We start from the raw sequence: 26,322 nt of genomic DNA, 5'->3' as shown, positions 1-26,322 counted from the left end.
CCGTAGTGCCGATGGTAGTGTGGGTATTACCCATGTGAGAGTAGGGTGCCGCCAGACTTTTAAATTAGAGCGAAAGCCCAGCAGAGATGCTGGGCTTTTTTGCTATTTGCCGTTTAGATTTTGTGTAAATAATTTGGCATAATCATTTATTTGTTTGTGATTTTCTATATCATAAAATGTAATATTAAACATCAAGTGTTGTAGGAACGAGATGAATTCACTAATCGCCTTTAATAAACCATTTAATGTCATTACACAGTTTTCGTTTCATGAAAAATATCAAACATTAAAAAATTTTATACCATTACCACAATTTTACCCTGCTGGTCGGCTTGATACTGACAGTGAAGGATTACTATTACTCACCAATGACGGTAAATTACAAGCTAAAATAAGTTCCCCGAAATTCAAATTACCCAAAACATATTGGGTACAAGTAGAAGGTGAGATTAACCAAAGTGCGATTGAAGCATTAAAGTGGGGTGTTCAATTAAAAGAGTTTCATACCGCACCAGCAATTGTTTCCGCGCTGGCTGAGCCGACACAATTATGGCCAAGGGTGCCCCCGATTAGAGAACGCAAAACGATACCGACCTCATGGGTAAGTATCACAATAACCGAAGGTAAAAATCGACAAGTTCGCCGAATGTGTGCCGCTGTCGGTTTCCCTTGTTTAAGGCTCGTGCGTGTACAAATTGGCAAATATAATCTCTTTACTCATCAATTGTCACAAGGTGAGTGGCGTTCAATTAGTCTCAATGATCTTTAATTACAATTAATCGTCTAATATTGGTTGATATTCTATTCTTTCCTTTAAATTTTAAAGGATCAAATTGATCAATAATGTTATTTTCTCTGATTGAATACATTGGGCTTTATTCTAAAATAAGATAAAATGATCGTTAATATGATCATAGGATAATTTATTTATGGCAGAACAAAAAAAAGAAGGCTTTTTTTTACGCTTAAAAAAAGGTCTTTTTAAAACTAAACAAAATATTGGATCGGGTTTTCTTAATTTATTTAAAGGAAAAAAGATCGACGATGCGTTATTTGAAGAGCTTGAAGAGCAGCTTATTATTGCCGATGTAGGCTTTGATACAACACAAAAATTAATCAGTTCATTAACTCAACAAGCTTCACGCAAAGAACTAAAAGACGCTGATGCACTACATGAGCTTTTAAAGCAAGAAATGAAATCTATTTTAAGTGGTGTAGATAAACCTCTTGAAATAGAAAGCCACAAGCCTTTTGTTATATTAATGGTTGGCGTAAATGGTGTAGGAAAAACAACCACCATAGGCAAATTAGCTCGTCAATTTCAGCAACAAGGTAAGTCCGTTATGCTAGCTGCCGGCGATACATTCCGTGCTGCTGCCGTTGAACAGCTACAAGTGTGGGGAGAGCGCAATAATATCCCGGTTATCGCCCAACATATCAATGCGGATTCGGCTTCAGTTATTTTTGATGCTATGCAAGCAGCTAAAGCCAAAAACATTGATGTACTTATTGCTGACACAGCAGGACGTTTACAAAATAAATCTCATTTAATGGATGAACTCAAAAAGATCGTTCGAGTGATGAAAAAACAAGACGAAACTGCCCCGCATGAAATCATGTTAACGATAGATGCCGGTACCGGGCAAAATGCCATTAGCCAAACCAAACTATTTAATGAAGCAGTTGGTGTGACCGGTATGACATTAACCAAATTAGACGGTACCGCTAAAGGTGGGATTATTTTTAGTATTGCCGATCAATTTAATATCCCTATCCGTTATATAGGCGTTGGTGAGAAGATCGAAGATTTACGACCTTTTGTCGCTGACGATTTTATCAATGCACTGTTTGATGAAACAGATGAATAGAGAGAAACCATGATCCAATTTCAGCGAGTAAGTAAAGTTTATTCCGGTGGAAAACCCGCACTACAAAATATAAATTTTACTTTATATTCTGGTGAAATGGCATTTTTAACCGGACATTCTGGCGCCGGTAAAAGCACTTTAATGCGATTAATTTGCGGTTTAGAAAAAGCAAATGACGGTAAAGTGCTCCTTAATGGTATTGATGTCTCTAGTTTAAAAAAACAAGATGTACCATTTTTACGCCGAACAATTGGCATGATCTTTCAAGATCACCAATTGCTGATGGATCATACTGTTTACGATAATGTGGCTATTCCATTAATTATTCTTGGTAAACCAGCTGAGGAGATCAAAAGACGAGTTTCCGCCGCTCTCGATAAAGTCGGATTGTTAGATAAAATGAAATTTTATCCTATACAACTATCCGGCGGAGAACAACAACGGGTCGGGATTGCTCGTGCGATTGTCAATCGCCCAAATGTCTTACTTGCCGATGAACCGACTGGTAATTTGGATGATAAATTATCAAAAGATATTTTGACATTGTTTGAAGAATTTAATCAAGCTGGCGTCACAGTGCTAATGGCAACACATAATATGTCACTTATTCGCCGTAAACATCATCGCATATTAAATTTGAATCAAGGACGTTTAGAGGTTAAAAGTTGATGATTAATGCAAAAGTCAAACCTGCTAAACCAAAAGCAAAAAATGAAAATAGCTTTTTCGCACGTTGGAAAAGGCAAATTGCCTATGCCTGGAAAAATGTATTTAATGATTTCAGACAACATATTTTTGCCTCGTTGCTCACTATTTTTGTGATCGCAATTTCAATTGCATTACCGACAATTGGATATATATTGTGGAAAAATGCAAATCAAGCGGCACAGCAATGGAACCCAACGCCTAATTTAACTGTCTATATCAATAAATCATTAACACCGGAAAAAACGACTGATTTACTCGATAAACTCAAAACTTATACCGAGTTTGAAAGTGTCAACTATCTGTCAGCGGAGCAGGCACGTGAAGAGTTTAAAAAATGGTCTGGATTTGACAGTGCTTTAGATTTATTAGATGAGAACCCATTACCGGCAGTAGCCATTTTACTGCCGCAAAAAGAAGCTAAACAAACAACTAAACTTCATCAATTACAGGCGGAAATATCGAAAATTGAAGGTGTTGATGATGTACAACTCGATGATAGTTGGTTTACCAGACTTATCGCATTGACAGATATGGTAAAATCCATAGTATGGACAGTAGCAATCTTAATGGTTATTGCCGTTTCTTTAGTTATCGGCAATAGCATTCGATTAAATATTTTTGCCCGTAGGCAAACTATTGTTGTTATGCAATTAATTGGCGCAACAGAAGGATTTATTTTAAGACCATTTTTATATAGTGGCATCTTTATTGGTCTAATAAGTGCTATTTTAGCTTTAATTTTATCGAAAATATTTATACTTCAAATAGATTCAATCATATTGCATGTTGCAGATGTATTTGGAACAATAGTGACAATAAATGGACTTTCATGGGATGAAAGTATATTGATTGTTTTATTTTCGATGATAATTGGTTGGCTATCAGCTTTAATTGCGACTAAAAAATATTTAAAAGTGATGCATATTGCTTAATTAAATTAAATAAATATTATTAGTGCTATCAAGATATAAATATATTATAAAAAATGTGAACTAAATCACGTTTTGATGGTCTAATTAAACAGTAAGATTTTAAATTGTTGTTATTTAAAAAGGCAACAAAATAGCTTAATTAAAAGGGGGAATTAAATGAGTACTGATTTAAAAATGCAAGTAGGTGCTTTAATCCCACAAGGAAATATTGAATCATATCTTCGCATGATTAACACCTATCCGATGCTAACCGCAGAAGAAGAAAAATCATTAGGTGAAAGACTCTATTATCATGACGATGTGGACGCAGCAAGACAATTAATTTTGTCACACTTACGTTTTGTTGCGCATATAGCCCGTGGTTATTCCGGTTATGGATTACCGCAAGCAGATTTAATACAAGAAGGTAATATTGGATTAATGAAAGCAGTTCGTCGTTTCAATCCTGAAATGGGCGTTCGCTTAGTTTCATTTGCGGTACACTGGATAAAAGCTGAAATTCATGAATACGTATTAAAAAATTGGCGTATTGTTAAAGTAGCAACAACTAAAGCACAACGAAAATTATTCTTCAACCTAAGAAAAAACAAACAACGTTTAGGTTGGTTTAATAATGCTGAAGTTGATATGGTTGCTGATGAATTAGGTGTGAGTCGTAAAGACGTACTTGAAATGGAATCTCGCATGTCAGCGCAAGATATGTCATTTGATATTGATAGTGATGACGATGATAATTCAATTGTTGCTCCGGCGCTTTATTTAGAAGATGTTAATTCTGATTTTTCTAAATCAATTGAAAATGATAATTGGGAAAATGACGCAACGGATAAATTACATGATGCATTATCACAATTGGATGAACGTAGCCAAGATATCATCAAAGCACGTTGGTTAGATTCTGATGATAGCAAATCAACATTGCAAGTTTTGGCTGATAAATATAGTGTTTCGGCTGAACGTATACGTCAACTAGAAAAAAATGCAATGAAAAAACTACGTGTAGCCATTGAAGCATAATTAAATTGTGATTATTAACTTTTTAAACCTTACTGATAAAACAGTAAGGTTTTTTTATGCCCTAAATCCACAATGAATGCATTAAGATAAGTTATTATCGTTTTACTTTAATATTTTATTGTTTTTTATTGTGCTTGTTTTATACTGTATTTCCTAAGTTAAATAATAAGGAAATAAAAATGGATACAGCTATAACCAAAAAACAATCACGATTAAACCAATACTGTCAATATATGGCAATTTTAATCCTGCTCCCTATTGTATGCATGCTTATTGGTACGGTGTCGCCAATGCTGTTTTACTTTTTTGGTACGAATAATATCGGGTTGGAATCCAATGGATATTCATTTTTCATTTTTACAGCAATCGATGATAGCTTCGATGTACTAAGCTTAACCTTCTGGCAAGCTGCCTTAGCAACACTTATTGATACCGGCAGAATTATTATTTTAATTTATGCTTTTAATCAACTACGATTAATGCTGGTTAATTTTGCGCAAGCGGACTATTTTTCCGTTAAATCAACAAACTACTGTTATAACTTTGGTAAATTTTTGGTGATTTGGGCGGTAATGGGGGTACTTTCAGAACCGGTAATAACGGCAATATTAAGTTACAATCAGCCTGAGCGTTATTTTTCAATATCGTTCACGAGCGAAGATTTTATGACACTGCTATTAGCAATCAGTATTATGCTAGTTGGTCAGATCTTAAAAAAAGCCAGTCAGATCGCTGAGGAAAATAGACAGTTTATCTAAATATAGCATATAAATAATAACGTTGAGTACGATACAATGACGTTAACCTAGAAACCGATTTAATAGGATCTTAATGTGGCAATTATTATAAATTTAGATGTAATGCTGGCTAAACGCAAAGTTAAATCCAAAGACTTAGCAGCCGCAATCGGTATTACTGAACAAAATTTATCATTACTAAAGCAAGGTAAAGTAAAAGGATTCAGACTGGCAACCCTCGAGGCAATCTGTAAACACTTAGATTGCCAACCGGGCGATATACTGGAATATACTGATAAAGAGTAAATGATTAACTTATTGCAAGTAAGGCGGCTTCTTCTGCATGCAATAAAGCGGTATCAAACAATGGCGTCAGGCAATTTGTCTGTTGGATTAACAAGCCAATTTCAGTACAACCCAGTATAACGCCTTGTGCGCCTTGCTTTACAAGTTTATCAATAATATCAAGATAAGCTTGTTTAGCGCTTGGCTTAATGATGCCATGGCAAAGCTCATCATAAATAATTTGATTGATGATTATTCTATCTTGCTCATCGGGAATCAGTACTTTTAAACCTTTATTAGTCAGTTTTGATTTATAAAAGTCTTGTTCCATCGTATATTTTGTTCCTAGCAAAGCAACCGTTTGAATATTGCCTTTGATTAAGTGCTGTGCCGTAACATCAGCAATATGGAGAATGGGAATATCAATGGCAGCTTGAATCTGATCTGCGACTTTATGCATCGTATTGGTACAAATCACGATAAAATCTGCCCCAGCTAATGCTAGTCTTTTGGCGGCATCAATTAAAATAAGCGCACTTTTATCCCACTCACCATTGGACTGACAATGTTCAATTTCTTGAAAGTCGACACTATATAAAAGCGTCTTGGCTGAATGTAATCCTCCTAATGATTTTCCTACCATTTGATTGATCACTTGATAATAAGTCACTGTGCTTTCCCAGCTCATCCCGCCGATTAAACCTATTGTTTTCATTTTATCCATTTCCTAAACGTATTAAGCGAACTGTGTGATTAAAAATATGTCGAAGAGATTAAATTTGTTTAATGTTAAGGTATTTTGGTAAATAAACCAAAGCGTCTTGTAACAATCTTTTAAACTTAAAAAACTTATATAACATAGTATATAAATCTTTTGATGCTATAATCGATATTAGTAGAATATAAGGAAAAAGCAATAATGCGAAAGCTGTTATCCAGTTATCATCCCTTACTTTATTGGTTAAGAGTAAATCAGCGTCGCTTGTTTCGTCTATTTTCCTGGTATTGTTCTTCACGTCAATATAGCTTAAAACGTAGTCATGATTTACGTTTACCTTTTCGCTATAAAAAACATACCTCTAAATTAATACGTCGATTGGGTAACAGCGATATTCAGCTTCAATACAATAAAGTCAAAAACCTAAAAATTGCAGTTGATTCGTTAAATGGAATCTTAATTAAACCTGGTGAATATTTTTCATTTTGCCGATTAGTTGGAAAACCAACTAAGAAGCGAGGATTTGTCAATGGAATGGAACTTACATTTGGCGTAGCTCGTTCAGGTATTGGCGGTGGTATATGTCAGGTTAGTAATCTGATTCATTGGTTAGCTCTCCATTCAGAGCTCCAAATAGTCGAACGAGCAAATCATAGCTTTGATCCTTTTCCTGATGATGGTCGGGTGTTACCTTTTGGTTCAGGTGCCGCTATTTTTTATAATTATATTGATCTTATTATTCATAATCCTACCGATAAAACATTTCAAATTATGCTTCATGTTGGCGATCACCAACTAGAGGGAGAACTATTATGTGATGAAGAAAGACAATACAGCTATCGTGTTTATGAAAAGCAGCATGCCTTTATTAAAAGGCAAGGTGTTATCTATAGAAAAAATGATAATCTGGAGAGACACCATGACCAAAAACAATATCGGTCGCGCCCCTGCATGTATTTGTTCTAAAATGATGTATAAAAATAAAATAATTGTGAAATACAAAGTGAATGGAGAATTGATAACAAATGAAGAAAACGAGTAAATATCTATTATTAATGCCAATAATGTGTTTAGTTTTATCTTTTTCATGTTTTGCAGATCCCAAAGTGATTCATGTCGTTGTTGCATTATGTGATAATAAGTATCAAGGCATTGCACCAGTTCCGGCTGCAATCGGTAATGGTCAAGATCCAAAAAATAATCTTTATTGGGGCGCCGCCTATGGCTTTAAAACCTTTTTTAGTAAACAAAAAGAGTGGCAAGTAGTACAAGTCAATAAACCTGAAAAGGGTTATATATTAGAAGAGATTATCTATAAGCATCAAAGCAAAGATGTTTATATCGTTGCGCAAGCCTATGACGGTAAATATATTGATAATACGATTGATGATTTTATTAATTACTCGGCAGGCAAAAAACAATCAACATTTACCATAAATAACAAAGAAATAATCGCGGGTGGTAAAGCTGATTTAGTTGTTTACATCGGTCACAATGGGTTAATGGAATGGTCTTGGCGTAAATTCTTTGGTTATGAAACGAGTTGGGCGGCAAACTCAAAACAAGAGCAAGAAAAGCAAAAAACACGCTATGCGGCCGTTTTTGCTTGTAAAAGTCAAAAATATTTTTCTAAACCGTTATTAGGTACTGGTATTTCGCCATTGATTTTAACCATGCAGTATATGGCCCCGGAAGCATATAGCGTGCACGCCATGATTAATAGTTGGTTAAATGGTGAAAGCAAAGCAAACGTCAGATCAAAAGTGGCTAGCGCTTACAGTAAGTATCAAAAGTTAAAAAAACCGGCTATGAGCATGTTTACAACCGAATATAAACAATAGTAAATTAATTAAACCTGTATGATTAGAATGATAAAGATTTAAGGTATGATGAAAACACCTAAAATTGTGATTTTAACCGGTGCGGGTATTTCTGCTGAATCCGGGTTATCGACATTCCGAGCACAAAATGGATTGTGGGAAGGGTATGATGTTAACGATGTTGCAACCTACGAGGGTTATAGTCGCGATCCCATTGCGGTTCACAGCTTCTATAATATGCTAAGAAAAAAATTACAAAGCCCTGAGGTAAAACCAAACTTAGCGCATTTGGCTTTAGCTGAGCTGGAATATAAGCTTGGCAGTGAAAATGTGTTAGTTGTGACACAAAATGTTGATAACCTTCATGAGCGGGCGGGTTCTAAAAATATTATCCACATGCATGGTGAATTATTGAAAGTTCGCAATGAACAAACCGGACAAATCATTGATTGTCATCAGGATGTGGATTATGTAAAAAATAAGCTTATTCGTCCACACATAGTATGGTTTGGTGAAATCCCATTAGAGATGAATAAAATTTATCATGCGCTTTCACAAGCTGACTATTTTATTTCGATTGGTACATCGGGCAATGTCTACCCGGCAGCGGGTTTTGTAGAGGTTGCTAATCAATCGGGGGCAAAAACTGTTGAGCTCAATTTAGAGCCGAGTTTGGGTGAAAGTTTATTTCAAACCAAAATTTACGGCCCAGCAAGTAAAATTGTGCCTGAATTTGTAGAAACATTAAGCGCAATCGATAATTAATTAAGTTTCTTCAAATATGTTTTCGTATCTAAATTTTCCATTTGGCCTAGGATCCATTTTGCTTTTTTTTGTGTAAGGATATTAGGCTTAACTGGACTCCATTTTCTAGGATTAGGTAAAATTGCAGCCAGTAAACTAGCTTGCTCTTTGGTTAATTGCTTTGCACTGACACCAAAGTAGTGGCGGGAGGCTGCCTCAATACCAAAAATACCTTCTCCCCATTCGATACTATTTAAATAGATTTCAAGGGTGCGTTTTTTTGACCAACTTAGCTCAATACAAAGCGTAATCCAAGACTCAACGCCTTTACGCACGAAGCTACGTGCAGACCACAAAAATACATTCTTAGCCACTTGCTGGGTAATGGTACTACCGCCACGCTTTTTATTATTCTTTAAATTATGTTTAACTGCATGAACTATGGCACTAAAATCAAATCCCCAATGAGAAGAAAATTTTTGATCCTCGGCGGCAATAACCGCAATTTTTATATTATCGGAAATTTCATCCCAATCTTTCCATTCATGTTCTTGCTGAACATTCCAATTAGCTAATTTTCTTTCGACCATAATCATTGAGCCAAATGGATCGACCCAACGCATGACTAATACCAGAAAGAAAGATAACAGCATAAATCCAAGGGTGACTTTTATCGTGATGCGTAATAGTTTTTTTAGTATTCGATTCATGCAAATCTTTAATAGGAACTGAGTAAAAATTAGGTAAATAAGATACGATATATTAAGAATTAAATAAATATTTTTTTAAAAATTGGACAATTTGCTCGGGCTGATTGATATCTAATAGTGGCAAAGCCATTTTTACAGGCTGATCACTGGCAACAGCGATAGTAAATTCATCGATATAAAAAGGTTTATTGTTTGCTTGCCTATGACAGACAATCTTCGGGATTTTTTCATCTTTAAACCCTTCAACCAAAATCACATCAACGTTATCAAAACGCTCAATGAGATTGGATAAGCTGGCTGGCTCATTAGGGGTTTCTTCAATAAAAGCGTATCGATTATCGCAAGCAACAATCGTTTGCAAAGCGCCTGCTTTTCGTAACTCATAACTATCTTTACCGGCAATATCCACTTCGATATCGTGGTGGGCATGTTTTAAGCTACCAACTTTTATCCCTTGTTTAACTAATAACGCGATAATCTTTTTTAATAACGTGGTTTTACCACTACCGCTGTAGCCTGCGATCGCCACTATTTTTCGATTGTTCATAGACTCTTTGTTCAAGCATGTTATATTAAAAGTAAGATTAATATTACATCATTTTATGATGTTGGATGAATAAAAAAGGTAATGATATGTATGATTTTTTGAATGATTATAACCAAACTGTGCACCCACGTTTACTGCAACGTTTTCTTGATATTACCAACCAAAAATTAAGCGGTTATGGTTTAGATGCTTGTAGTTATCAAGCGAGAGAGACCATTCAAAAAAAACTCAAATCACCTAATGCTGATATTCATTTTATGCCGGGTGGGACGCTGACCAATTTAACGGTTATCTCTCATCTATTACGGCCTTATCAAGCGGTAATTGCAACTCAAACCGGCCATATTAATGTTCACGAAACAGGCGCCATTGAGGCGACCGGACACAAAGTATTAACGGTCAAAAGTTCGAATGGCAAATTGACCCCAGAACTCATTAAACCGATATTAGCGCAGCACAGTGATGAACATATGGTGCAACCAAAGTTAGTCTATATCTCTAATTCAACAGAGTTAGGTACAATATACACTAAGCAAGAGCTCAAAGAGCTTTATCAATTTTGTCAAAAAAATCATCTATATCTCTATTTAGACGGCGCACGATTAGCCATGGCATTAGCGGCTAAAGAAAACGATATCACTTTTCCCGATTTAGCTAAATACACTGACGTATTTTATATCGGTGGTACCAAAGTCGGTGCTTTTGCTGGTGAAGCGGTGGTATTTAATAATTTAACCATTAATCAAGATTTCCGTTTTAGCATGAAACAAAAAGGTGCAATTTTAGCTAAAAGTTGGGTTGTTGCCGTACAACTCGATACATTAATGACTGATAATCTCTATCTTGAGCTTGGCAAACATGGTAACCAAATGGCTGAAAAATTAGTCAATCTATTTGAAGAGGCCGGATTCACCTTTATGGCAAAACCACAAACCAATCAACTTTTTGTCAATTTTCCTAACGCAATAGCCAAAAAAATTGTTAACCATTATGCGGTCGATAATTTAGGCCAGACAGATAGCGATCATATCGGCTTACGTTTTTGTACATCATGGGCAACGCAAGACAACGAGATCGAAGCGTTTGCTAAACAGATTAAAAAATGGCTGTAACGGCAAAGTGTGTGATAAAAGATTAAATTATTGCGTATTGTGACTAGCTACTGCTTTTTTGGTTAAGGCTTTCAAGCATTTCAGGGGTATTAACGTTGATAAAACTGGTTGGCTTATCACTAAAATCGACAGCTTGCGCTTTGATGCTACTTAAAAATAACATCAATTTTCGCTCGCCTTGCGCTAAATAAGTTTTCAGTTGTGGCGTAATACTACGATGTATTAATAAGATAGTGGGGTGGCTATGTTGGCCATCAAACGGATAAATCGCATGATGAGTTGGGGTATAAATGGCTAAACGTGCGATTAAATCATTGGGTAAAAAAGGGGTATCACAACTAACAAATAAGTTCCACGGTGTAGTGCTACGCAATAAGCCGCTATATATGCCCGAAAGTGGACCCAAATAGCCCTTATGATCATCGCTAAAAGTCGGGTAGCCTGCTTTTTGGTATTGATCGCAATGACGATTACAGTTGATCATAATATTACTCACTTGCGGTTTGATATGGTCAATAACATGTTGAAAAAGCGGTTTATTGTTCAACATCATTAAACCTTTATCTTCGCCATGCATCCGCAAGCTTTGACCACCTGCTAAGATTATTGCTGTAATAGGCAGATTTTCCATAAATTATTTCTCTTTAACATTGCGAAAAATCAAAATAACATTACTATATAGCAATGTTAATCTAGTCGTAAAATACAAAATAAAATAAATAATTCAATAATGACAGGTTTTATGGGCGAATAATTATTATTGAGTATATACTAAGCTGTTTTTAAGCTGTAGTTGCAAATCAATTAAATAATGACAATAAACCTGATGAAATATGGATATTTTAAATAAAATTCACATCATCATCTTCAATTTGATTGAAGACTTAAAAAGGTATCAATTATGAAATGTCATCGTATCGATGAAGTAATGGAGTTATTACAAGCAGCGTGGGAAAAAGATTCTGATCTCAATTTATTACAATTTTTGGCTAAACTTGGTCAAGAAGCTGGTTTTGAAGGTGAATTAAAGGATCTGAGTGATGAAGTCTTAATTTATCATCTTAAAATGCGAGACGCTGATAAAAATGAAGCCATTCCCGGGTTAAAAAAAGATTATGAAGATGATTTTAAAACCGCACTACTAAAAGCGCGCGGATTAATTAAAGAATAATTAAAGGAGAATTAACACCATGAAAAAAACGCTTATTGCCATTGGAGTACTAGCTTACAGTATGAGTTGCTTTGCTGAGTCAGTACCCGCCGATACTAATTCTGAAAGCCAACAAGCAACATCGGTATCGACACCGGCTGAAGAGTCAATTACTAAAGGTATTCAATATGGCGTTTTACCGACTAGTCCGTCACCGGATAAAGAAGTCGTTGAGTTCTTTTCGTTTAACTGCCCTAGTTGTCGGGTATTTGAAAATGACTACCATGGTGCTCAATTAATCGCAAAAACGTTGCCAAAAGATGTTAATTTTAAACGTTACCATTTAAATAATTTTGGTCCACTAGCGAAAGAGTTATCTGAAGCATGGGCGGTTGCCAATGTACTTGGCATTGAAGATAAAGTTGAAGACGTTTTTTATAAAGCGATGCAAACAGATAAGAAAATCAAAACAGCGGAAGATATCAAGACCGTATTTGCTGATTTAGGTGTTGATGCTCAAACTTATGATAAAACCAAAGATAGTTTTTTAGTTAAAACTTTTTTATCCCAACAAGCTGACGCTATTAATGAATTACAACCGGGTTCGATACCGCTGGTTGTGGTAAATCGAAAATTCTTTGTCAACTCTAGTGGATTGAATAAAGACAGTAACGAAGCATTTATTAACGACTATGCTAAAGTAACGGCTTTTTTAACGACGTTAGATCCGCATAATGTAAAAAATGAAGAAGAAAAGCCGATAGAATAATTGCCTTGCTGAGTTAAATCACTGATCAAGGTTATCTTTTTTAGCGATAAATAGCTTAACATCATTTATATCCCTTTACTTAGTGCTAACATTAAGTAAAGGGATTTTTCTAGGCGAACTATTCACGTTCTAAAGCGTAAATAGGATCAAGTTTTGCCGCTCGTTTAGCCGGGAAATAGCCAAAAATAACGCCAATGACGCTTGAACAGCTAAATGCAGCAATAATAGAAGCAATAGAAAAACTCATTGCAAATGAAGTCACGAAATAGTTAAAAATAAAACCAATTACAAACGACAATAAGATCCCTAAAGCGCCACCAATTAGGCAAACTAATACTGCCTCAATTAAAAATTGTTGCAAAATATCACTTGAGCGAGCACCGACAGCCATTCTTACCCCAATTTCACGGGTTCTTTCTGTTACAGACACCAACATAATATTCATCACACCAATTCCACCAACCACTAACGAAATTAAAGCAATGGTTGAAATTAAAAGTGTTAACACCCAGGCTGACGAATTGACGGTTTCCCGTATGCTATCTGAATTGAAAATAAAGAAATCTTTACTACCATGCCGTTGTAACATAATGTTTTCGATAGCTTTTTCGGCAATTGATAAATCAACATTATCATTTACACGAACGGTAATACTCTTTAAAGACGTTTGACCGACCATACGATTAATAACGGTGGTATAAGGGAGCCAAATATTTAAACTTTCGTTATTGCCAAAACCTTGTTGCTGTTTGGTAGCAACCCCGATGATCCTAACCGGCAATTGTCCGACAATTAAAATTTTGCCAATCGGGTCTTGATTGGTAAATAGTCGTTTAACGGTATTTTCATCAATCACGGCATCTTGCGCAGAGGTATCCACGCTCTGCTTATCGAAAGCAATCCCTTTGCTGATAGTGTAGCCTCGCACCGCAAAAAACTGCTCTCCAACACCATTTACCGTTCCGGTCACGGCCAAATTATTGATACGAAAATAGGCACTTGTTGCTAAATTCGGTGTGGTGCTATGCACAAAACTTTGTTTTGCCAAAAAGTCAGCATCGGCAGATCTGAGCGTGGTAATTTTGTCAGCATTACGATCACCAAATCCACTTCCGGCATAAATTTCTAACGTGCTGGTGCCTAACGAGTTGATATTGGCTAAAATCTTTTGTTTGGTACCTTGCCCTAATGCCACCATAGAAACAACTGAAGCAATACCAATGATAATGCCGAGCATGGTGAGAAAAGTTCGTAAGCGTTGTGATGCCATAGAAAGTAACGCCATTTTAAATGCATCACGAAAACGATAGTATTTGGCACGTAGATTGTCTTGCGTTTTGGTAATTTCGATCTGTTTTACCTGACGATGACTTCCTTGTTCGGTTTGATAATTAGGATTAATCGCATCGGAAATAATATTGCCGTCACTAATTTCAATAATACGTTCGGCGCTTTGAGCAATATTGTTATCATGGGTGACAATAATTACCGTATGACCTTGTTGATGAAGTTCACGTAAAATAGCCATTACTTCCGTGCCACTTTTACGGTCTAATGCACCGGTTGGCTCATCGGCCAGAATAATTTGCCCGCCATTAATTAAAGCCCGGCCAATACTGACACGTTGTTGCTGACCGCCGGATAATTGGTTAGGTTTGTTATTGATTTTTTCCGCCAGACCTAAACGAGTCAAAATATCTTTAGCACGAATTTGGCGCTGATCTGCTGTCATACCGGCGTAGATTGCCGGAATTTCAACATTGCCTTGTGCGGTTAAGGCGTTTAATAGATGATATCGCTGAAAAATAAAGCCGAAATGTTCCCGTCGTAATTCGGCTAATTCGTCGGGTGATAGCTTGCTGGTGGTGCGATTGCCAATGGTATAGGTACCACTGGTTGGCTTATCTAAACAACCCAGAATATTCATTAATGTTGATTTACCGGAGCCTGACGCACCAATAATCGCCACCATTTCACCGGCATTAATGGTTAAATCAATCCCTTTTAACACCTCAATTGTTGAATCGCCAGCCGGGAATTGCCGAGTGATCTTCTCCAGTTTAATAAGCGGATTAGGATAATTAGTCATATTAGAATTTTATCCTTGGTGATCGCCCGTTAGGACTAAATTGCGAGCCATTGGTACTACTCACTATCACAATCTCACCCTCTTTAAGTCCGGATTGAATTTCGACACTCACATTATTATTTATCCCTAAAGTGACTTGTCGCTCTTCAACAGTGTTATCGCTATTTAGCAGGTAAACAATCGCTTTATTGTCTGCTAAAGTCTGTACAATGGCTTGAGACGGAATTGATAGCACATCTTTCGCTTCAGCCAGTACAATGTAGACTTGCGCCGTCATCGAAATGCGTAAAATATGTTCGGGATTATCAACATCAAACAGCCCATTGTAGTAAATTGCCGTTTTTGATGATGAAGATGAAGCGCTTGTAGCTAGAGAACTCTCACTATTGATTGATTCGGGCGCCGGTTGAATGGCTCTTAATGTTAGCCCGTCAAACCGCTTATTTGGTTGCCCTAAAATAGTAAAATAAACCGGCATTCCTTTTTTAACATTAATGACATCGGCCTCTGAAATTTGCGCTTCGATCGTCATTTTATCCAGTTGAGCGACTTTAACAATGGTTGGCGCACTTTGTACTGAGTTGACGGTTTGTCCTTCATCAACCGGAATGGCGACGATAACGCCGTCAATTGGTGAGCGGATTTTGGTATAACCTAAGTTGACTTTAGCGGTATCAACGGCGACTTGCGCACTAACAATATCGGCATCAAGTGCAGCAATATCGGCTTTAATTGCATCGAGATCGGCTTTTGACGAATCTAAATCAGCCTGTGCACCCACCCCTTTTTTCACTAACTTAAGTTGGCGCTCATAAGTAAGCTGATAATTGACTAATTTGGCTTGCTTTGATGTGCGCTGCGCTTCTAAACTATTTAGCTTTGCTTCGGATTGTTTAAGATCATTGCTCTGTTTAAGATCATCAATCTCAGCTATCATATCGCCTTGCTTAATTTCATCACCTAATTCCACATACAACTTTTTTATCTGCCCTGAAACTTGAGCACCTACGCTGACTTGTTTGAAAGCGCTGATAGTGCCGTCGGCAAGCACGGTTTTTTCGACGTTTCCTTTAATAACCGGGGAAGTAATGTAGTTAACGGTGGATTGCGAAGGGGAAAGGATTAATTTTGCAACATAAATAACGACAAAAACGATGATCGCTATTAATAGGTATTTCAGTTTAATGTACTTTAACAATCTGTTTCATCCTTAAATTTTGTTATATTTTTTAACATTGTATCGTATTAAATTATTTGGTTTGGCTAACTAACGATAATTATTTGTAATAATTATGAAAATTACCGATATCATATCTATCTAAAAAAGCATGCTAAAAACACATTAGTTTATCGCCTTTTAAGCGGATTAAAAATAGAAAGATGTACTTGAATTTATAGAAAAAAAGCCATTAATCAAGTAATATGTAGCCGCTAAGCTTAAATTATCCATATCATTAGATAAAATAGTATATTGAAAGATTTCTTTTAAAGTCCGATTTTGAATGTTTATTATACTGTTTTTAAAGAAAAAATTAACAGTACTGCGGTAAAAAATCGTACCTTTATGTGGAGTAGAACAAATGTCATCTCAAAAACAGCAATCCACTTTAGATAATGCCCTAACGTTGCTCGAAATTATTAGCCATTATTCTTCGGGGATTTCGCTGGCAGAAATTGTTAAACTCAGTCGAATGGCAAAAACCACCGTATTTAGAATCTTAGATATATTAAAAAAAAGACAGTACTTGAGTTATGACGCTGCCACAGAAAAATATTTTTTAGATGTCAAAGCCTTTCAATTAGGTGTTAAAGGATTAATGAATATCTCTTTAGTTGGGGTATCGATTCCTTTTTTAAAAAAGCTGGCTGCAATACTCAACGAAACTTGTTTTTTAGCGGTATATCATGACGGCAGTGTGATTTATTTATACAAAGCTGAAGGTGAGCTGGCGGTTAAAACTAACTCCCATATTGGTAGCCGAATGCCGGTATACTGCACCGGTTTAGGAAAAGCATTATTAGCCTATCAACCATTAGTTGAAATTAACAAGGTGTTAAGCCGCCCATTGGTTCAATTCACCAGTAAAACGGTTGTTGATCGTGAAGCCATACACAACAGTTTAGCTAAAGTGTGCATCGACGGTTACTCAATGGATGATGAAGAAGTAGAAGAGGGATTAACCTGCATTGCTGTTCCAATCTTTATTAAACAAAATAAGGTGGTTGGAGCAATCAGCGTTGCCGGCTCTTCATTTCGAATAATCCAGAAAAAGGCAATGATTATTCATGAACTGAAAAATATTGCCGCATCGATATCCGTTGAATTAAAGAAGAAAAATTAACTTACGGCTATAGAGTAAATTTATAGCTACCCTATATTGTAAAGGCTTATTATCATGACCCAAAAAGAGACAACTTCAGCAATTGATAAAGCCATTGCTGTGTTAGATGTGATTAGTGATTGCGCAGCAGGTGTCACCATTAACCAAATGATTGGCGCAACAAAACTCAATAAAATGATAATAAAAAAGATTTTAAAAACCTTACTTGATAGAGAGTATGTGTTTTATGATGCCAAATCAGAAAAGTACACTTTAGGTTTTAAATCGTTAGAGTTAGGCATATCAAGTTTAGTCAATGTTAATATTGTTGATGTGGTTATCCCTTTTGTAAAATCACTATCGAACACCATTAATGAGACCTGTTTTTTAGGCGTTTACAATAGTGGAAATGTGGTTTATTTATATAAAAGCGAAGGGAATAACGCCATTCATACCAGCTCAAATTTAGGGCATATGCGACCAGCATACTGCACCGGCTTAGGTCGTATATTACTTGCTCACCAATCGGCCGAAGAAATTGACCGTATTTTACATTCCCCTTTACCGCAATATACCGCAAAAACCATCACTGACCCCAATAAACTCAATCAACTATTAACTACAGTTCGGCAGGAAAATATCGCTTACGATTGGGAAGAGGTTGAAGAGGGGTTAGTCTGCGTCGCATCCGGTATTTTCAATTATAGTAATGATGTGGTGGCGGCATTAAGTATTGCAGGCCCTAGTCATCGCATGCAAAATCAGATAGAAAAGTGTGCCGGTTTATTGCAAGAGACCACCAACGCAATTTCCCGTCGATTAGGCTATATACCCTCATCATCATAAACATAGGGTGATGAGGATATGATGCGCATCATAGAGTATTTGGCATTAATGTTAAATGACACATGGCACAAGAAGGGATAATTGCGCCACGGTGCTGAATCACTTCGCCAGCCAGATCGTGCCCTTGCTTAATCGCCGCTTGAATCGATCCGCCCGTCAGCCTGACAGATAAGTAGCCGGCACTAAACGAATCTCCAGCCGCTGTGGTATCCAAAATATTTTGTTGAGCAATCACATTAGCCGGCAACTCGACTCGCTCCTTATCAGTGACGACAATACAACTTTCGCTGCCCCGTTTAATAATGATTTCACTGATGCCGAGTTTTTGACTGCGCAAAATACTATCTTGATAATCATTATCTCCCCAAAGCAGGGTTTCATCATCTTGAGTTAAAAATGCGATATCGGTATAAGACAAGATTTTTGAATAGACGTTTTTTGCATACTCTTGAGTGCGCCATAGTCGAGGGCGATAGTTATTATCAAAAATCACTTTACCGCCATTGGTTTTAAAGCTTTCTAAAAGCTCGATCAGCCTGTCGATGCTATGCTCATCAAGAATCGCAATACTGATGCCACTTAAATAGATATAATCAAAGGTGGCAATTTGCTGGCAAATCGAGGCGGTTTGCGCTGTTTTAAGCCAGAATCTTGCTGCTGCATCATTGCGCCAATAATAGAATGAACGCTCGCCACAATCATCGGTCACAATGGCATATAAACCCGGCATTTTATTATCGATTTGTTGGATAAGCTGAGTGTCGATTCGCTCTTGTTGCCATTGCTGTAACATCTCTTGACTAAAAGGATCGCTGCCTAGTGCTGTCACATAGTGAATATTGGCTTGATTATTCGCCAACAACCGGGCTAGATAAGTTGCCGTATTTAAAGTATCCCCGCCAAAACTTCTGTTGGTTAAGTTGCCTTTAATCGACAGTTCAATCATACATTCGCCAATTACGGCTATATTTATTGTCATCATGTGTCCTTATTTGTTACTTTTGAAATACACCAAATCTTTATTTGGTTCGGTGATATTTCTTCAATAAATAACCGATTAATCGATTGCGACTTTTACCACCACTTTACGGATTTTTTCTGCCTTGCCAGCCACAATACAAAGTGGTTTATGCACTTCATGCGGATAGAAGACAACAAAGTCATTCGGTTGCAGTACAAATAGCGTCTCTTCATTTGGTGCTTTAACAAAGGCGATATCTCCGTTAAGTAACCGGTCTTCGATCACCTCAGTATGGGGCGGAAGTGTTGATACTGCCATGCCTTCTTGACCGGATAACACAATTTGAATATCAATATATTTTGCATGATACTCGTATTGCCCGACTTCTTGCGTGCGTGATAGTGTTTCAGACACCATATAAAAAACATTATCCTCATCGATTACGTAGCGACCGTTATCGGTCTTATCATTCACCTGTTGTTGAACTGTCTCAATGGCTTGTCTTAGTTTTTCAGGTAAATAAGGCACTAAATCAAGATGTTCAATATTGCCAATAATCATAAAATCCTCCTTAAATACTGAATTATTGGTAAAAAAGTGAGCCAATAATTCAGATAAAATATATTCAATCCGATTGACTTATCGACCTAACCAACCACCGTCAACGGCCAAGGTAAATCCATTAATATAATCAGAAGCTGAAGATGATAAAAACACCGCTGCACCGCCCAAATCCTGCGGATCGCCCCAGCGCCCGGCGGGGATACGCTCTAAAATTTGACGGTTACGGGTTTCATCATTCATTAATGCAGTATTCATTTCAGTGGCAATATAACCCGGTGCAATACAGTTAATGGTGATCCCTTTTGATGCCCACTCATTGGATAACGATTTAGAAAAGCCAGACACCGCCGACTTCGCTGCGGTATAAGCCGGGATAGTGAATCCCCCTTGAAAGGCAAGTAACGAGGCAATATTGACAATTTTACCGTAGCCTCGTTCTAACATATGTCGGCCAACTTGTTGGCACATAAAAAATACCGCATTCATATTGATATCAATCACAAGATCCCAATCCGCTTTAGGGAAGGTCGCAGCAGGGTGACGCCGTTGAATGCCGGCATTATTGATCAATATATCAATATGTTGATATTTTTCGATAATGGTTGAAATCAAGCTTTGATATTGTTCAAAGTTTGCCAAATCAAAAATAAACGTTTCACACGATACTTGATAGCTTTTTATTTCTTGTTCAGTTTGTTCATCACGGCAAACATCAATAATAATAATATTTGCCCCGGCGTTGGCCAAACTAAGCGCTAACGATTTTCCAATACCACGAGAAGCACCGGTTACAATGGCATTTTTGCCTGTTAAATCAAAGGGATTTTTATTTTTCATCATCATATTCCTTAATTAATTTTGCGTAATTAATCACTAAATTTAAACAGTGTTTTAATCACATTTTCGCCCACTAATGCATTAGCAAAACCTGCTTTGGCTTGTTCCGGAGGCAATATAGTTAATAGTTTTTTATAGGGGAAACCTTTATTTATCAAGGCAATCGCTGTATCAAAATCTCTTGCCTGATAAACTCGAGTCCCGATAATATTCAGTTCTTTAAATTCGATATCGAGTAACTTAAATTCGGTCGGTTTTTTATAAGAGCCGACAATCTCGATAGTACCTTGCACTTTAACCAGATCGGTTAATTGCAAAGCAACTTGAGGATGTGCTGCGCAGTCATAAACAATGTCAGCACCAACATTATGGGTAAGGTTTAACACCGTTTTTAACACATCTTCTTGTTTGGGATTAATCACGGTAAAACCAAGCTCTTTGGCTAAATTAATGCGAAAATCATTCGTTTCAATGACAATCACTTGTTTAGCGCCAGCGTGTTGTAAAACGCTTGCCACACAAAGCCCAATAGTGCCAGCGCCAAACACCACAACCGAATCACCGATTTTAAATGGCGTTCTTGACACCGCATGAATACCGACCGCCAGTGGTTCGACAAATGCTCCTAAATCCATGGGCATATCATCGGGCAAGACATGCACTTTCCGGCGATCGACTTTAACATACTCAGCCATACCGCCAGCGGTATCAATGCCATAAAGTTTTAGTGTTTGGCAAACATGACTGTTTCCGGATTGACAAGGGCTACACTGACCGCAGGAGATCAGCGGACGGACGCAGACTTTGGTACCGGTCGGCAGCTGAGCATCACCGTCAACAATGTAACCGGAAAACTCATGTCCCATAACTAATGGCGCTTTGGCTCTTGGATGAACACCCAGATAAATATTTAAATCCGATCCACAAATGCCGGCATGGCTCACTTTGATTAAAACTTCATTGTCGTTCAAAACCGGCTTGTCAATTTGTTCACAAACCACTTCATTTGGGCTTTTATATATAATTGCTTTCATGTTTATATCCTTTCTGCGCTAAAATTTTATCGATTTAAACAATACAAAGGCTGCTCACCTTTCGCCAATCGAATCGCCTCTTGAGCGGCTTTGCGTTTTAGATCTTGCTGTGATTGCTCTGAATACCAGGCAGCGTGCGGGGTCGCGATAAAGTTATCGAGTGCAAATAGTGCCCTATCAGTCGGTGGCTCTTGCTCAAACACATCGAGCGCAGCGCCGGCAATAGTGTTTGTCACTAAAGCTTGATAAAGCGCTTGTTCATTGACAATGCCGCCTCGTGCAGTGTTAACGAGATAGCAATTTTTTTTCATCATCGAAAACTCTTGATGACTAATCAAATTTTGGGTCTGTTTAACCAGTGGCAGATTGAGCGAAATAATATCCGATTGGCTTAACAGCGTCTGTAAGCTGACAATTTCAATAAAATCAGGCAGATCTTCTTGTTTTGCTAACGGATCAAAACCGATCACCTTCAAACCTATACCATGCAATTTTTTCGCTAACGATAAACCTATTCGACCTAAGCCAATAATACCGGCGATCTGTTCTTGTAAGCGGTAAATAGGTATCGCTTTTTCATAAGCCCAAATTGCATTTTTGGTGTCACTGGTGAGTAAAGGTAATTTTCTGGCTAAGGCCATAATCAGAGCCAAAGCATGATCAGCAACCTCATTGGTGCCATAATCCGGCACATTACAAACGGCAACATTATTTTGGGTTGCTGACTGTATATCAATGGTATTCACCCCTACGCCATAACGGACAACGCCTTTTAATTTTTTTAACGAACTTAAAACCTTATCTGAAATGGTGGCATATTGTAAAATCAGCGCATCAGCATCCTGACAATCTCGAACAATATCATCGGGTTGAGTAATGTTAAGTATCTCAAAATCGATTCCCTGCTCGGCAAAAATGGCTTTTTCTATCGCCATTGATTCATGATCACAATCTGTTATATAAATCTTCATTTGTTTACCTCAATTAAAACGGAATAGCATTCCGAAATAATATTAATTAAGAAATTTAAAGAATGATATTTCATTTATTTAATAATGTGATCGTCATCACAGAATATTTAAACGCTAAATTAATAAAAAGATTAATAAAATCCAGACTATATTTATGATTTTTATATGACTTTTACAGTCGAATTAACTCGTTATCTCCTTTTATTTAATTGTCCGTAATCGGTTATTTTCTGTTGCCATTATTTTGCCTTACTGGATCGTTTTTAGAAAATCAATATTAAAATATTATTGATATTCATGTGCTTAATTTTTATTTGGTGATGTTTATCACAAAATGGCGAATCAAAATTGATTTTATTTTGGTTATTTTATATGTTCAAAAAAGGAATGATATTCCGAATATTTTATATTTGCTTTGGCTGTATGCCGGAAAAGACAAATTAATATATTTAAATCATATGGTTATTTTTCTTGAGGAATGGATGATGAAAATAAAAAAATTTATAGATCGCGTACCCGGTGGATTAATGCTGATCCCACTGTTTCTTGGTGCATTATGTAATACCTTTTTTCCCGGCGGGGGCAAATATTTAGGATCATTTACCAATGGCTTAATCTCCGGAACGGTACCTATTTTGGCTGTTTGGTTTTTCTGTATGGGCGCATCGATAGAGCTGAAAGCGACCGGCATGATGTTAAGAAAATCCGGCGTTTTAGTGGTGACCAAAATTGCCACAGCCTGGGTCGTTGCGCTGATTGCCGGCACATTCTGGACCAATGGTTATATGGTAGAAGGGGGCATCTTTGCCGGTTTTTCAATTATTGCCTTAGTTGCTTCAATGGATATGACTAATGGCGGATTATATGCCGCACTGATGAATCAATATGGCACCAAAGAAGAAGCCGGCGCTTTTGTTCTTATGTCTCTTGAGTCAGGGCCTTTAATGACAATGGTGATTTTAGGGACATCTGGCGTGGCTTCATTCGAGCCTAGGCTATTTATCGGGGCGGTGTTGCCATTTTTAATTGGCTTTTTATTAGGCAATTTAGATTCCGATCTACGCAAATTATTTGGTAGTGCTGTGCAAACTCTCATTCCATTTTTTGCCTTTGCGCTAGGTAATAGCATCAAACTGCAAGTTATTTTTGAGACAGGCTTAGCCGGTATTTTATTAGGATTATTAGTGATAGTGATAACCGGCGTGCCGCTTATCTTAGCCGACAAATTCTTAGGTAAAGGTAATGGTACCGCCGGGGTGGCGGCCTCGAGTTCGGCCGGGGCTGCGGTTGCCACACCGTTATTAATTGCCGAAATGGTACCGGAATTTGCCCCGGTAGCATCAGCTGCTACCGCTATGGTTGCCACCAGTGTGATTGTGACATCGGTTGTTGTGCCAATTATTACGTCAATTTGGGCTAAAAAGTTTGGAATAAGCGAGAGTAAACAAACTATTGATACCGATTTGCTTACGTCAGCAAAAAATGAATAGAAAACAGAAAATCAATTGATAAAGGAGATCAAGAATGAAAAAAATATTAACAATGGTATTATTGCTGGTGTTATCTGTCAGTCAAAGTTTTGCTGCAACACCTAATCAAACCACTATCGAACAAACCGTTGAAAGCTTGCGCTTAGCTATGTTAAATGCCGATAAAGCACAGTTAGAACAGCTTGCTTCAACCAATTTAAGCTATGGTCATTCCAATGCAATGGTTGAAAACAAGGCCGAATTTGTCGATGCGATTGTCAGCGGCCGATCAGGATTTACCACCCTTGCTTTTCAAGATCAGTCTATCATCACTGACGGTGATACAGCGATTGTACGCCATACTTTTGTTGCCGACACCAATAATAGCGGCACAATCGGTAAGGTGAAAATTGGTGTGATGTTAGTGTTTAAAAACGCCGATGGCGAGTGGAAACTTTTAGCCCGTCAAGCTTATAAACTTCCACAGTAAAGCTTAACGGTCGGTTTTTTATTTAATGCGTTGCTGATTTTGAACGATGAAAACAATCAGCAACGTAAATTTTTTTATAGTGTTAAAAAAATTTTCTTTCCTTTTTTATACTTAAACGTGGGTGTTTTCTGAAAGTTATTGTCAATGGTTTGTGTTTTTTGCTTAAACATCTATATTTTCTGAAACTTTTTGACAAGGTTTTTTATTTTCTTTGACTGTTGCAGGTTTTTAGTTCGCAGGTTTCGGACGCTGTTAATTGGTGGATATTTTCAATACGGTATCAGCGTCCGAATAGGGGGATTTTATGCGAAATCCCCCTATACCCCCACGCAGCACCACCCAAAGCGGTCTTCGACTGCCCTCCGCCTTCGTTCGGTCTTAACGCACCGGCGCTGATTTGTTCCGGACAAAGCAGCGCCTCGCCAAACATCCTTGTTTGGCGTGCTAACCTCGCTCAGTTGTCGGCGCTTTGTGAAGGTGCGGGTTGGTGCATTTGTTTGCTTTTGTGGAAGGTAATGGTAAGCGGTTTAAAAATAGTAGTGGTGTTTAAAATACTGACTTTTTGAACCCTTTTTTTTAGCTAAAAATAAAACCCTTAAAAATCAATATATTGCAAAATCGTTAGAAAAAAGGGTTTTTAAACCTAAAATTGCCCTTTGTGTTTTTATAAACGATGTTTATAGTATGTGAGATTCTACTTGAAAGCTGCATAAGCTGTTTAGAAACCCTCTGGGCGCCTTGTGAGAGATCGTCGCCACTTTAAAGCTGCATAAGCTGTTTAGAAATTGAATATAAAAATTTTCGAGTGAATTTTTATCTTTACAGCTGCATAAACTGTTTAGAAACATTTGGAACACTCTTCCCATGTTTTCGTTCCCTTTAAAGCTGCATAAGCCGTTTAGAAAAAAGTCATATGTGTCTGTCGTAAGATAGAGCCTTTTATGGCTGTATAAGGGGTTTAGGGTATTTTTGAAATATCTAAAACGTTTGTTTTTATACTTAAACGTGGGTGTTTTCTGAAAGTTATTGTCAATAGTTTGTGTTTTTTGCTTAAACACCTATATTTTCTGAAAGTTTTTGACAAGGTTTTTATTTTCTTTGACTGTTGCAGGTTTTTAGTTCGCAGGTTTCGGACGCTGTTAATTGGTTGATATTTTCATTTTGGTGTCAGCGTCCGAATTAGGGGGATTTTATGCGAAATCCCCCTAATAACCCCCTCGCAGCACCACCCAAAGCGGTCTTCGACTGCCCTCCGCCTTCGTTCGGTCTTAACGCACCGGCGCTGATTTGTTCCCGACAAAGCAGCGCCTCGCCAAACATCCCTGTTTGGCGTGCTAACCTCTCTCAGTTGTCGGCGCTTTGTGAAGGTGCGGGTGGGTGCACTTGTTTGCTTTTGGGAAAGGTAACGGTAATTCGTTTGGAATTAGTAGTGAAGTTTAAAATACTAACTTTTTAACCCCTTTTTTTTAGTTAAAAATAAAACCATTAAAAATGAATATATTGCAAAAGTGTTAGAAAAAAGGGTTTTTAAACCTAAAATTGCCCTTTGTGTTTTTATAAACGATGTTTATAGTATGTGAGATTCTACTTGAAAGCTGCATAAGCTGTTTAGAAAAGTACGAA

28 protein-coding genes and 2 pseudogenes are annotated in these 26,322 nt (G+C 37.2%); 17 read left to right on the top strand and 13 right to left on the bottom strand.

Annotated features, from left to right (window positions below; all coding sequences use genetic code 11):
• Nucleotides 1-211 precede the first annotated feature (211 nt).
• The 7 genes and pseudogenes from J3U37_RS11040 (at nt 212) to J3U37_RS11010 (ending at nt 5,568) form a co-directional block, all read left to right on the top strand.
• Nucleotides 212-769, top strand: coding sequence for a pseudouridine synthase (locus tag J3U37_RS11040; RefSeq protein WP_267374898.1), 558 nt, complete (start codon nt 212-214; stop codon nt 767-769).
• A gap of 175 nt (nt 770-944) precedes the next feature.
• A pseudogene (ftsY, locus tag J3U37_RS11035) lies at nt 945-1,868 on the top strand (signal recognition particle-docking protein FtsY); the annotation flags it as partial.
• Nucleotides 1,869-1,877: 9 nt separating this feature from the next.
• Nucleotides 1,878-2,537 (top strand): cell division ATP-binding protein FtsE, encoded by a 660-nt coding sequence (gene ftsE / locus J3U37_RS11030; RefSeq protein ID WP_220218508.1) that lies wholly within the window; start codon nt 1,878-1,880, stop codon nt 2,535-2,537.
• Complete coding sequence (ftsX, locus tag J3U37_RS11025; RefSeq protein WP_370634029.1) at nt 2,534-3,508, top strand: permease-like cell division protein FtsX; 975 nt, start codon at nt 2,534-2,536, stop codon at nt 3,506-3,508. The genes ftsE and ftsX overlap by 4 nt, the downstream gene beginning before the upstream one ends.
• A gap of 156 nt (nt 3,509-3,664) precedes the next feature.
• The gene (gene rpoH / locus J3U37_RS11020; RefSeq protein WP_220218510.1) at nt 3,665-4,525 is read left to right on the top strand and encodes an RNA polymerase sigma factor RpoH; all 861 of its coding nucleotides are present in this window, start codon (nt 3,665-3,667) and stop codon (nt 4,523-4,525) included.
• 179 nt (nt 4,526-4,704) lie between these two features.
• Entirely contained in the window at nt 4,705-5,283 is a 579-nt protein-coding gene (locus J3U37_RS11015; RefSeq protein ID WP_267374892.1) for a hypothetical protein, read from the top strand.
• 75 nt (nt 5,284-5,358) lie between these two features.
• The gene (locus J3U37_RS11010; RefSeq protein WP_065733542.1) at nt 5,359-5,568 is read left to right on the top strand and encodes a helix-turn-helix domain-containing protein; all 210 of its coding nucleotides are present in this window, start codon (nt 5,359-5,361) and stop codon (nt 5,566-5,568) included.
• 4 nt (nt 5,569-5,572) lie between these two features.
• On the opposite strand, the gene J3U37_RS11005 is transcribed toward J3U37_RS11010, so the two are convergent.
• Entirely contained in the window at nt 5,573-6,262 is a 690-nt protein-coding gene (locus tag J3U37_RS11005; RefSeq protein WP_267374889.1) for an aspartate/glutamate racemase family protein, read from the bottom strand.
• A gap of 204 nt (nt 6,263-6,466) precedes the next feature.
• On the opposite strand from J3U37_RS11005, the pseudogene J3U37_RS11000 reads away from it, so the two are divergent.
• From J3U37_RS11000 to cobB, 3 genes and pseudogenes are all read left to right on the top strand, one after another.
• Nucleotides 6,467-7,307 (top strand): annotated as a pseudogene (locus J3U37_RS11000) (VanW family protein).
• Nucleotides 7,291-8,106 (top strand): hypothetical protein, encoded by an 816-nt coding sequence (locus J3U37_RS10995; RefSeq protein ID WP_220218515.1) that lies wholly within the window; start codon nt 7,291-7,293, stop codon nt 8,104-8,106. Before J3U37_RS11000 ends, J3U37_RS10995 begins: the two are co-directional and overlap by 17 nt.
• 45 nt (nt 8,107-8,151) lie before the next feature.
• The gene (gene cobB, locus J3U37_RS10990) at nt 8,152-8,850 is read left to right on the top strand and encodes a Sir2 family NAD+-dependent deacetylase (RefSeq protein WP_267374884.1); all 699 of its coding nucleotides are present in this window, start codon (nt 8,152-8,154) and stop codon (nt 8,848-8,850) included.
• Here the strand turns inward: cobB and mtgA are convergent.
• The gene (mtgA, locus tag J3U37_RS10985) at nt 8,847-9,530 is read right to left on the bottom strand and encodes a monofunctional biosynthetic peptidoglycan transglycosylase (protein WP_370634037.1); all 684 of its coding nucleotides are present in this window, start codon (nt 9,528-9,530) and stop codon (nt 8,847-8,849) included. The two genes, cobB and mtgA, sit on opposite strands and share 4 nt — an antisense overlap.
• Nucleotides 9,531-9,591: 61 nt before the next feature.
• A complete protein-coding gene (gene mobB / locus J3U37_RS10980) occupies nt 9,592-10,086 on the bottom strand; it encodes a molybdopterin-guanine dinucleotide biosynthesis protein B (protein ID WP_267337984.1) in 495 nt (164 codons plus the stop codon).
• Between the two features lie 86 nt (nt 10,087-10,172).
• Between mobB and J3U37_RS10975 the strand changes: the two genes are divergently transcribed.
• Nucleotides 10,173-11,198 carry a threonine aldolase family protein gene (locus tag J3U37_RS10975; protein WP_366518747.1) on the top strand — a complete coding sequence of 342 codons (1,026 nt, stop codon included), beginning with the start codon at nt 10,173-10,175 and terminating at the stop codon, nt 11,196-11,198.
• A gap of 43 nt (nt 11,199-11,241) precedes the next feature.
• Here the strand turns inward: J3U37_RS10975 and mobA are convergent, their stop codons facing one another.
• Nucleotides 11,242-11,829 (bottom strand): molybdenum cofactor guanylyltransferase MobA, encoded by a 588-nt coding sequence (mobA, locus tag J3U37_RS10970; RefSeq protein ID WP_267336536.1) that lies wholly within the window; start codon nt 11,827-11,829, stop codon nt 11,242-11,244.
• A 270-nt stretch (nt 11,830-12,099) separates the two neighbouring features.
• Here mobA and J3U37_RS10965 point away from each other — a divergent pair, with 270 nt between their 5' ends.
• A complete protein-coding gene (locus J3U37_RS10965; protein WP_220218521.1) occupies nt 12,100-12,369 on the top strand; it encodes a YihD family protein in 270 nt (89 codons plus the stop codon).
• A 19-nt stretch (nt 12,370-12,388) separates the two neighbouring features.
• Entirely contained in the window at nt 12,389-13,117 is a 729-nt protein-coding gene (locus tag J3U37_RS10960; RefSeq protein WP_267337988.1) for a DsbA family protein, read from the top strand.
• A gap of 118 nt (nt 13,118-13,235) precedes the next feature.
• On the opposite strand, the gene J3U37_RS10955 is transcribed toward J3U37_RS10960, so the two are convergent.
• Entirely contained in the window at nt 13,236-15,206 is a 1,971-nt protein-coding gene (locus J3U37_RS10955) for a MacB family efflux pump subunit (protein WP_267374882.1), read from the bottom strand.
• A 1-nt stretch (nt 15,207) separates the two neighbouring features.
• Nucleotides 15,208-16,404, bottom strand: coding sequence for an efflux RND transporter periplasmic adaptor subunit (locus J3U37_RS10950; RefSeq protein WP_220218524.1), 1,197 nt, complete (start codon nt 16,402-16,404; stop codon nt 15,208-15,210).
• A 382-nt stretch (nt 16,405-16,786) separates the two neighbouring features.
• Here J3U37_RS10950 and J3U37_RS10945 point away from each other — a divergent pair, with 382 nt between their 5' ends.
• Both J3U37_RS10945 and J3U37_RS10940 read left to right on the top strand, forming a co-directional pair.
• Complete coding sequence (locus J3U37_RS10945; protein WP_220218525.1) at nt 16,787-17,548, top strand: IclR family transcriptional regulator; 762 nt, start codon at nt 16,787-16,789, stop codon at nt 17,546-17,548.
• A gap of 54 nt (nt 17,549-17,602) precedes the next feature.
• Nucleotides 17,603-18,373 carry an IclR family transcriptional regulator gene (locus tag J3U37_RS10940; protein ID WP_267336540.1) on the top strand — a complete coding sequence of 257 codons (771 nt, stop codon included), beginning with the start codon at nt 17,603-17,605 and terminating at the stop codon, nt 18,371-18,373.
• Between the two features lie 28 nt (nt 18,374-18,401).
• On the opposite strand, the gene J3U37_RS10935 is transcribed toward J3U37_RS10940, so the two are convergent.
• From J3U37_RS10935 to J3U37_RS10915, 5 genes are all read right to left on the bottom strand, one after another.
• Nucleotides 18,402-19,355, bottom strand: coding sequence for a sugar kinase (locus tag J3U37_RS10935; RefSeq protein WP_267374879.1), 954 nt, complete (start codon nt 19,353-19,355; stop codon nt 18,402-18,404).
• 75 nt (nt 19,356-19,430) lie between these two features.
• Nucleotides 19,431-19,895 carry a YhcH/YjgK/YiaL family protein gene (locus J3U37_RS10930; RefSeq protein ID WP_267374876.1) on the bottom strand — a complete coding sequence of 155 codons (465 nt, stop codon included), beginning with the start codon at nt 19,893-19,895 and terminating at the stop codon, nt 19,431-19,433.
• Nucleotides 19,896-19,973: 78 nt separating this feature from the next.
• Complete coding sequence (locus J3U37_RS10925; RefSeq protein WP_220218529.1) at nt 19,974-20,735, bottom strand: SDR family oxidoreductase; 762 nt, start codon at nt 20,733-20,735, stop codon at nt 19,974-19,976.
• A gap of 29 nt (nt 20,736-20,764) precedes the next feature.
• On the bottom strand, nt 20,765-21,769 hold the full coding sequence (locus J3U37_RS10920; protein ID WP_267374873.1) for a zinc-dependent alcohol dehydrogenase: 1,005 nt from the start codon (nt 21,767-21,769) through the stop codon (nt 20,765-20,767).
• Nucleotides 21,770-21,795: 26 nt separating this feature from the next.
• Nucleotides 21,796-22,740 carry a C-terminal binding protein gene (locus J3U37_RS10915; protein WP_267374871.1) on the bottom strand — a complete coding sequence of 315 codons (945 nt, stop codon included), beginning with the start codon at nt 22,738-22,740 and terminating at the stop codon, nt 21,796-21,798.
• Between the two features lie 485 nt (nt 22,741-23,225).
• Between J3U37_RS10915 and kdgT the strand changes: the two genes are divergently transcribed.
• A complete protein-coding gene (gene kdgT, locus J3U37_RS10910) occupies nt 23,226-24,230 on the top strand; it encodes a 2-keto-3-deoxygluconate transporter (RefSeq protein ID WP_267336545.1) in 1,005 nt (334 codons plus the stop codon).
• Nucleotides 24,231-24,264: 34 nt separating this feature from the next.
• On the top strand, nt 24,265-24,699 hold the full coding sequence (locus J3U37_RS10905; RefSeq protein ID WP_267374869.1) for a nuclear transport factor 2 family protein: 435 nt from the start codon (nt 24,265-24,267) through the stop codon (nt 24,697-24,699).
• Nucleotides 24,700-24,979: 280 nt separating this feature from the next.
• Here the strand turns inward: J3U37_RS10905 and J3U37_RS10900 are convergent, their stop codons facing one another.
• A complete protein-coding gene (locus J3U37_RS10900) occupies nt 24,980-25,129 on the bottom strand; it encodes a hypothetical protein (RefSeq protein WP_267374867.1) in 150 nt (49 codons plus the stop codon).
• 749 nt (nt 25,130-25,878) lie between these two features.
• Nucleotides 25,879-26,019 (bottom strand): hypothetical protein, encoded by a 141-nt coding sequence (locus J3U37_RS10895; RefSeq protein WP_267374865.1) that lies wholly within the window; start codon nt 26,017-26,019, stop codon nt 25,879-25,881.
• Nucleotides 26,020-26,322 lie beyond the last annotated feature (303 nt).

It is taken from the genome of Gilliamella sp. B3172 (genome assembly GCF_026536465.1).
Taxonomy (GTDB): Bacteria; Pseudomonadota; Gammaproteobacteria; order Enterobacterales; family Orbaceae; genus Gilliamella.
The sequence above is the reverse complement of the archived record's forward strand: the minus strand, read 5'-3'. Positions and strand labels throughout refer to the sequence as shown.

Excerpts from the sequence above, each read along its gene's own strand:
- J3U37_RS10955 (WP_267374882.1), bottom strand. The coding sequence starts at position 15,206 with ATGACTAATTATCCTAATCCGCTTATTAAACTGGAGAAGATCACTCGG.
- J3U37_RS11005 (WP_267374889.1), bottom strand. The coding sequence starts at position 6,262 with ATGAAAACAATAGGTTTAATCGGCGGGATGAGCTGGGAAAGCACAGTG.
- J3U37_RS10995 (WP_220218515.1), top strand. The coding sequence starts at position 7,291 with ATGAAGAAAACGAGTAAATATCTATTATTAATGCCAATAATGTGTTTA.
- ftsE (WP_220218508.1), top strand. The coding sequence starts at position 1,878 with ATGATCCAATTTCAGCGAGTAAGTAAAGTTTATTCCGGTGGAAAACCC.
- mobA (WP_267336536.1), bottom strand. The coding sequence starts at position 11,829 with ATGGAAAATCTGCCTATTACAGCAATAATCTTAGCAGGTGGTCAAAGC.
- J3U37_RS10915 (WP_267374871.1), bottom strand. The coding sequence starts at position 22,740 with ATGAAGATTTATATAACAGATTGTGATCATGAATCAATGGCGATAGAA.
- J3U37_RS10975 (WP_366518747.1), top strand. The coding sequence starts at position 10,173 with ATGTATGATTTTTTGAATGATTATAACCAAACTGTGCACCCACGTTTA.
- J3U37_RS11015 (WP_267374892.1), top strand. The coding sequence starts at position 4,705 with ATGGATACAGCTATAACCAAAAAACAATCACGATTAAACCAATACTGT.
- J3U37_RS11040 (WP_267374898.1), top strand. The coding sequence starts at position 212 with ATGAATTCACTAATCGCCTTTAATAAACCATTTAATGTCATTACACAG.
- J3U37_RS10925 (WP_220218529.1), bottom strand. The coding sequence starts at position 20,735 with ATGAAAAATAAAAATCCCTTTGATTTAACAGGCAAAAATGCCATTGTA.
- kdgT (WP_267336545.1), top strand. The coding sequence starts at position 23,226 with ATGAAAATAAAAAAATTTATAGATCGCGTACCCGGTGGATTAATGCTG.
- rpoH (WP_220218510.1), top strand. The coding sequence starts at position 3,665 with ATGAGTACTGATTTAAAAATGCAAGTAGGTGCTTTAATCCCACAAGGA.
- J3U37_RS10930 (WP_267374876.1), bottom strand. The coding sequence starts at position 19,895 with ATGATTATTGGCAATATTGAACATCTTGATTTAGTGCCTTATTTACCT.
- J3U37_RS10920 (WP_267374873.1), bottom strand. The coding sequence starts at position 21,769 with ATGAAAGCAATTATATATAAAAGCCCAAATGAAGTGGTTTGTGAACAA.
- J3U37_RS10965 (WP_220218521.1), top strand. The coding sequence starts at position 12,100 with ATGAAATGTCATCGTATCGATGAAGTAATGGAGTTATTACAAGCAGCG.
- J3U37_RS10945 (WP_220218525.1), top strand. The coding sequence starts at position 16,787 with ATGTCATCTCAAAAACAGCAATCCACTTTAGATAATGCCCTAACGTTG.
- J3U37_RS10895 (WP_267374865.1), bottom strand. The coding sequence starts at position 26,019 with ATGTTTGGCGAGGCGCTGCTTTGTCGGGAACAAATCAGCGCCGGTGCG.
- cobB (WP_267374884.1), top strand. The coding sequence starts at position 8,152 with ATGATGAAAACACCTAAAATTGTGATTTTAACCGGTGCGGGTATTTCT.
- J3U37_RS10960 (WP_267337988.1), top strand. The coding sequence starts at position 12,389 with ATGAAAAAAACGCTTATTGCCATTGGAGTACTAGCTTACAGTATGAGT.
- J3U37_RS10900 (WP_267374867.1), bottom strand. The coding sequence starts at position 25,129 with ATGTTTGGCGAGGCGCTGCTTTGTCCGGAACAAATCAGCGCCGGTGCG.
- J3U37_RS10905 (WP_267374869.1), top strand. The coding sequence starts at position 24,265 with ATGAAAAAAATATTAACAATGGTATTATTGCTGGTGTTATCTGTCAGT.
- J3U37_RS10935 (WP_267374879.1), bottom strand. The coding sequence starts at position 19,355 with ATGATGACAATAAATATAGCCGTAATTGGCGAATGTATGATTGAACTG.
- mobB (WP_267337984.1), bottom strand. The coding sequence starts at position 10,086 with ATGAACAATCGAAAAATAGTGGCGATCGCAGGCTACAGCGGTAGTGGT.
- J3U37_RS10940 (WP_267336540.1), top strand. The coding sequence starts at position 17,603 with ATGACCCAAAAAGAGACAACTTCAGCAATTGATAAAGCCATTGCTGTG.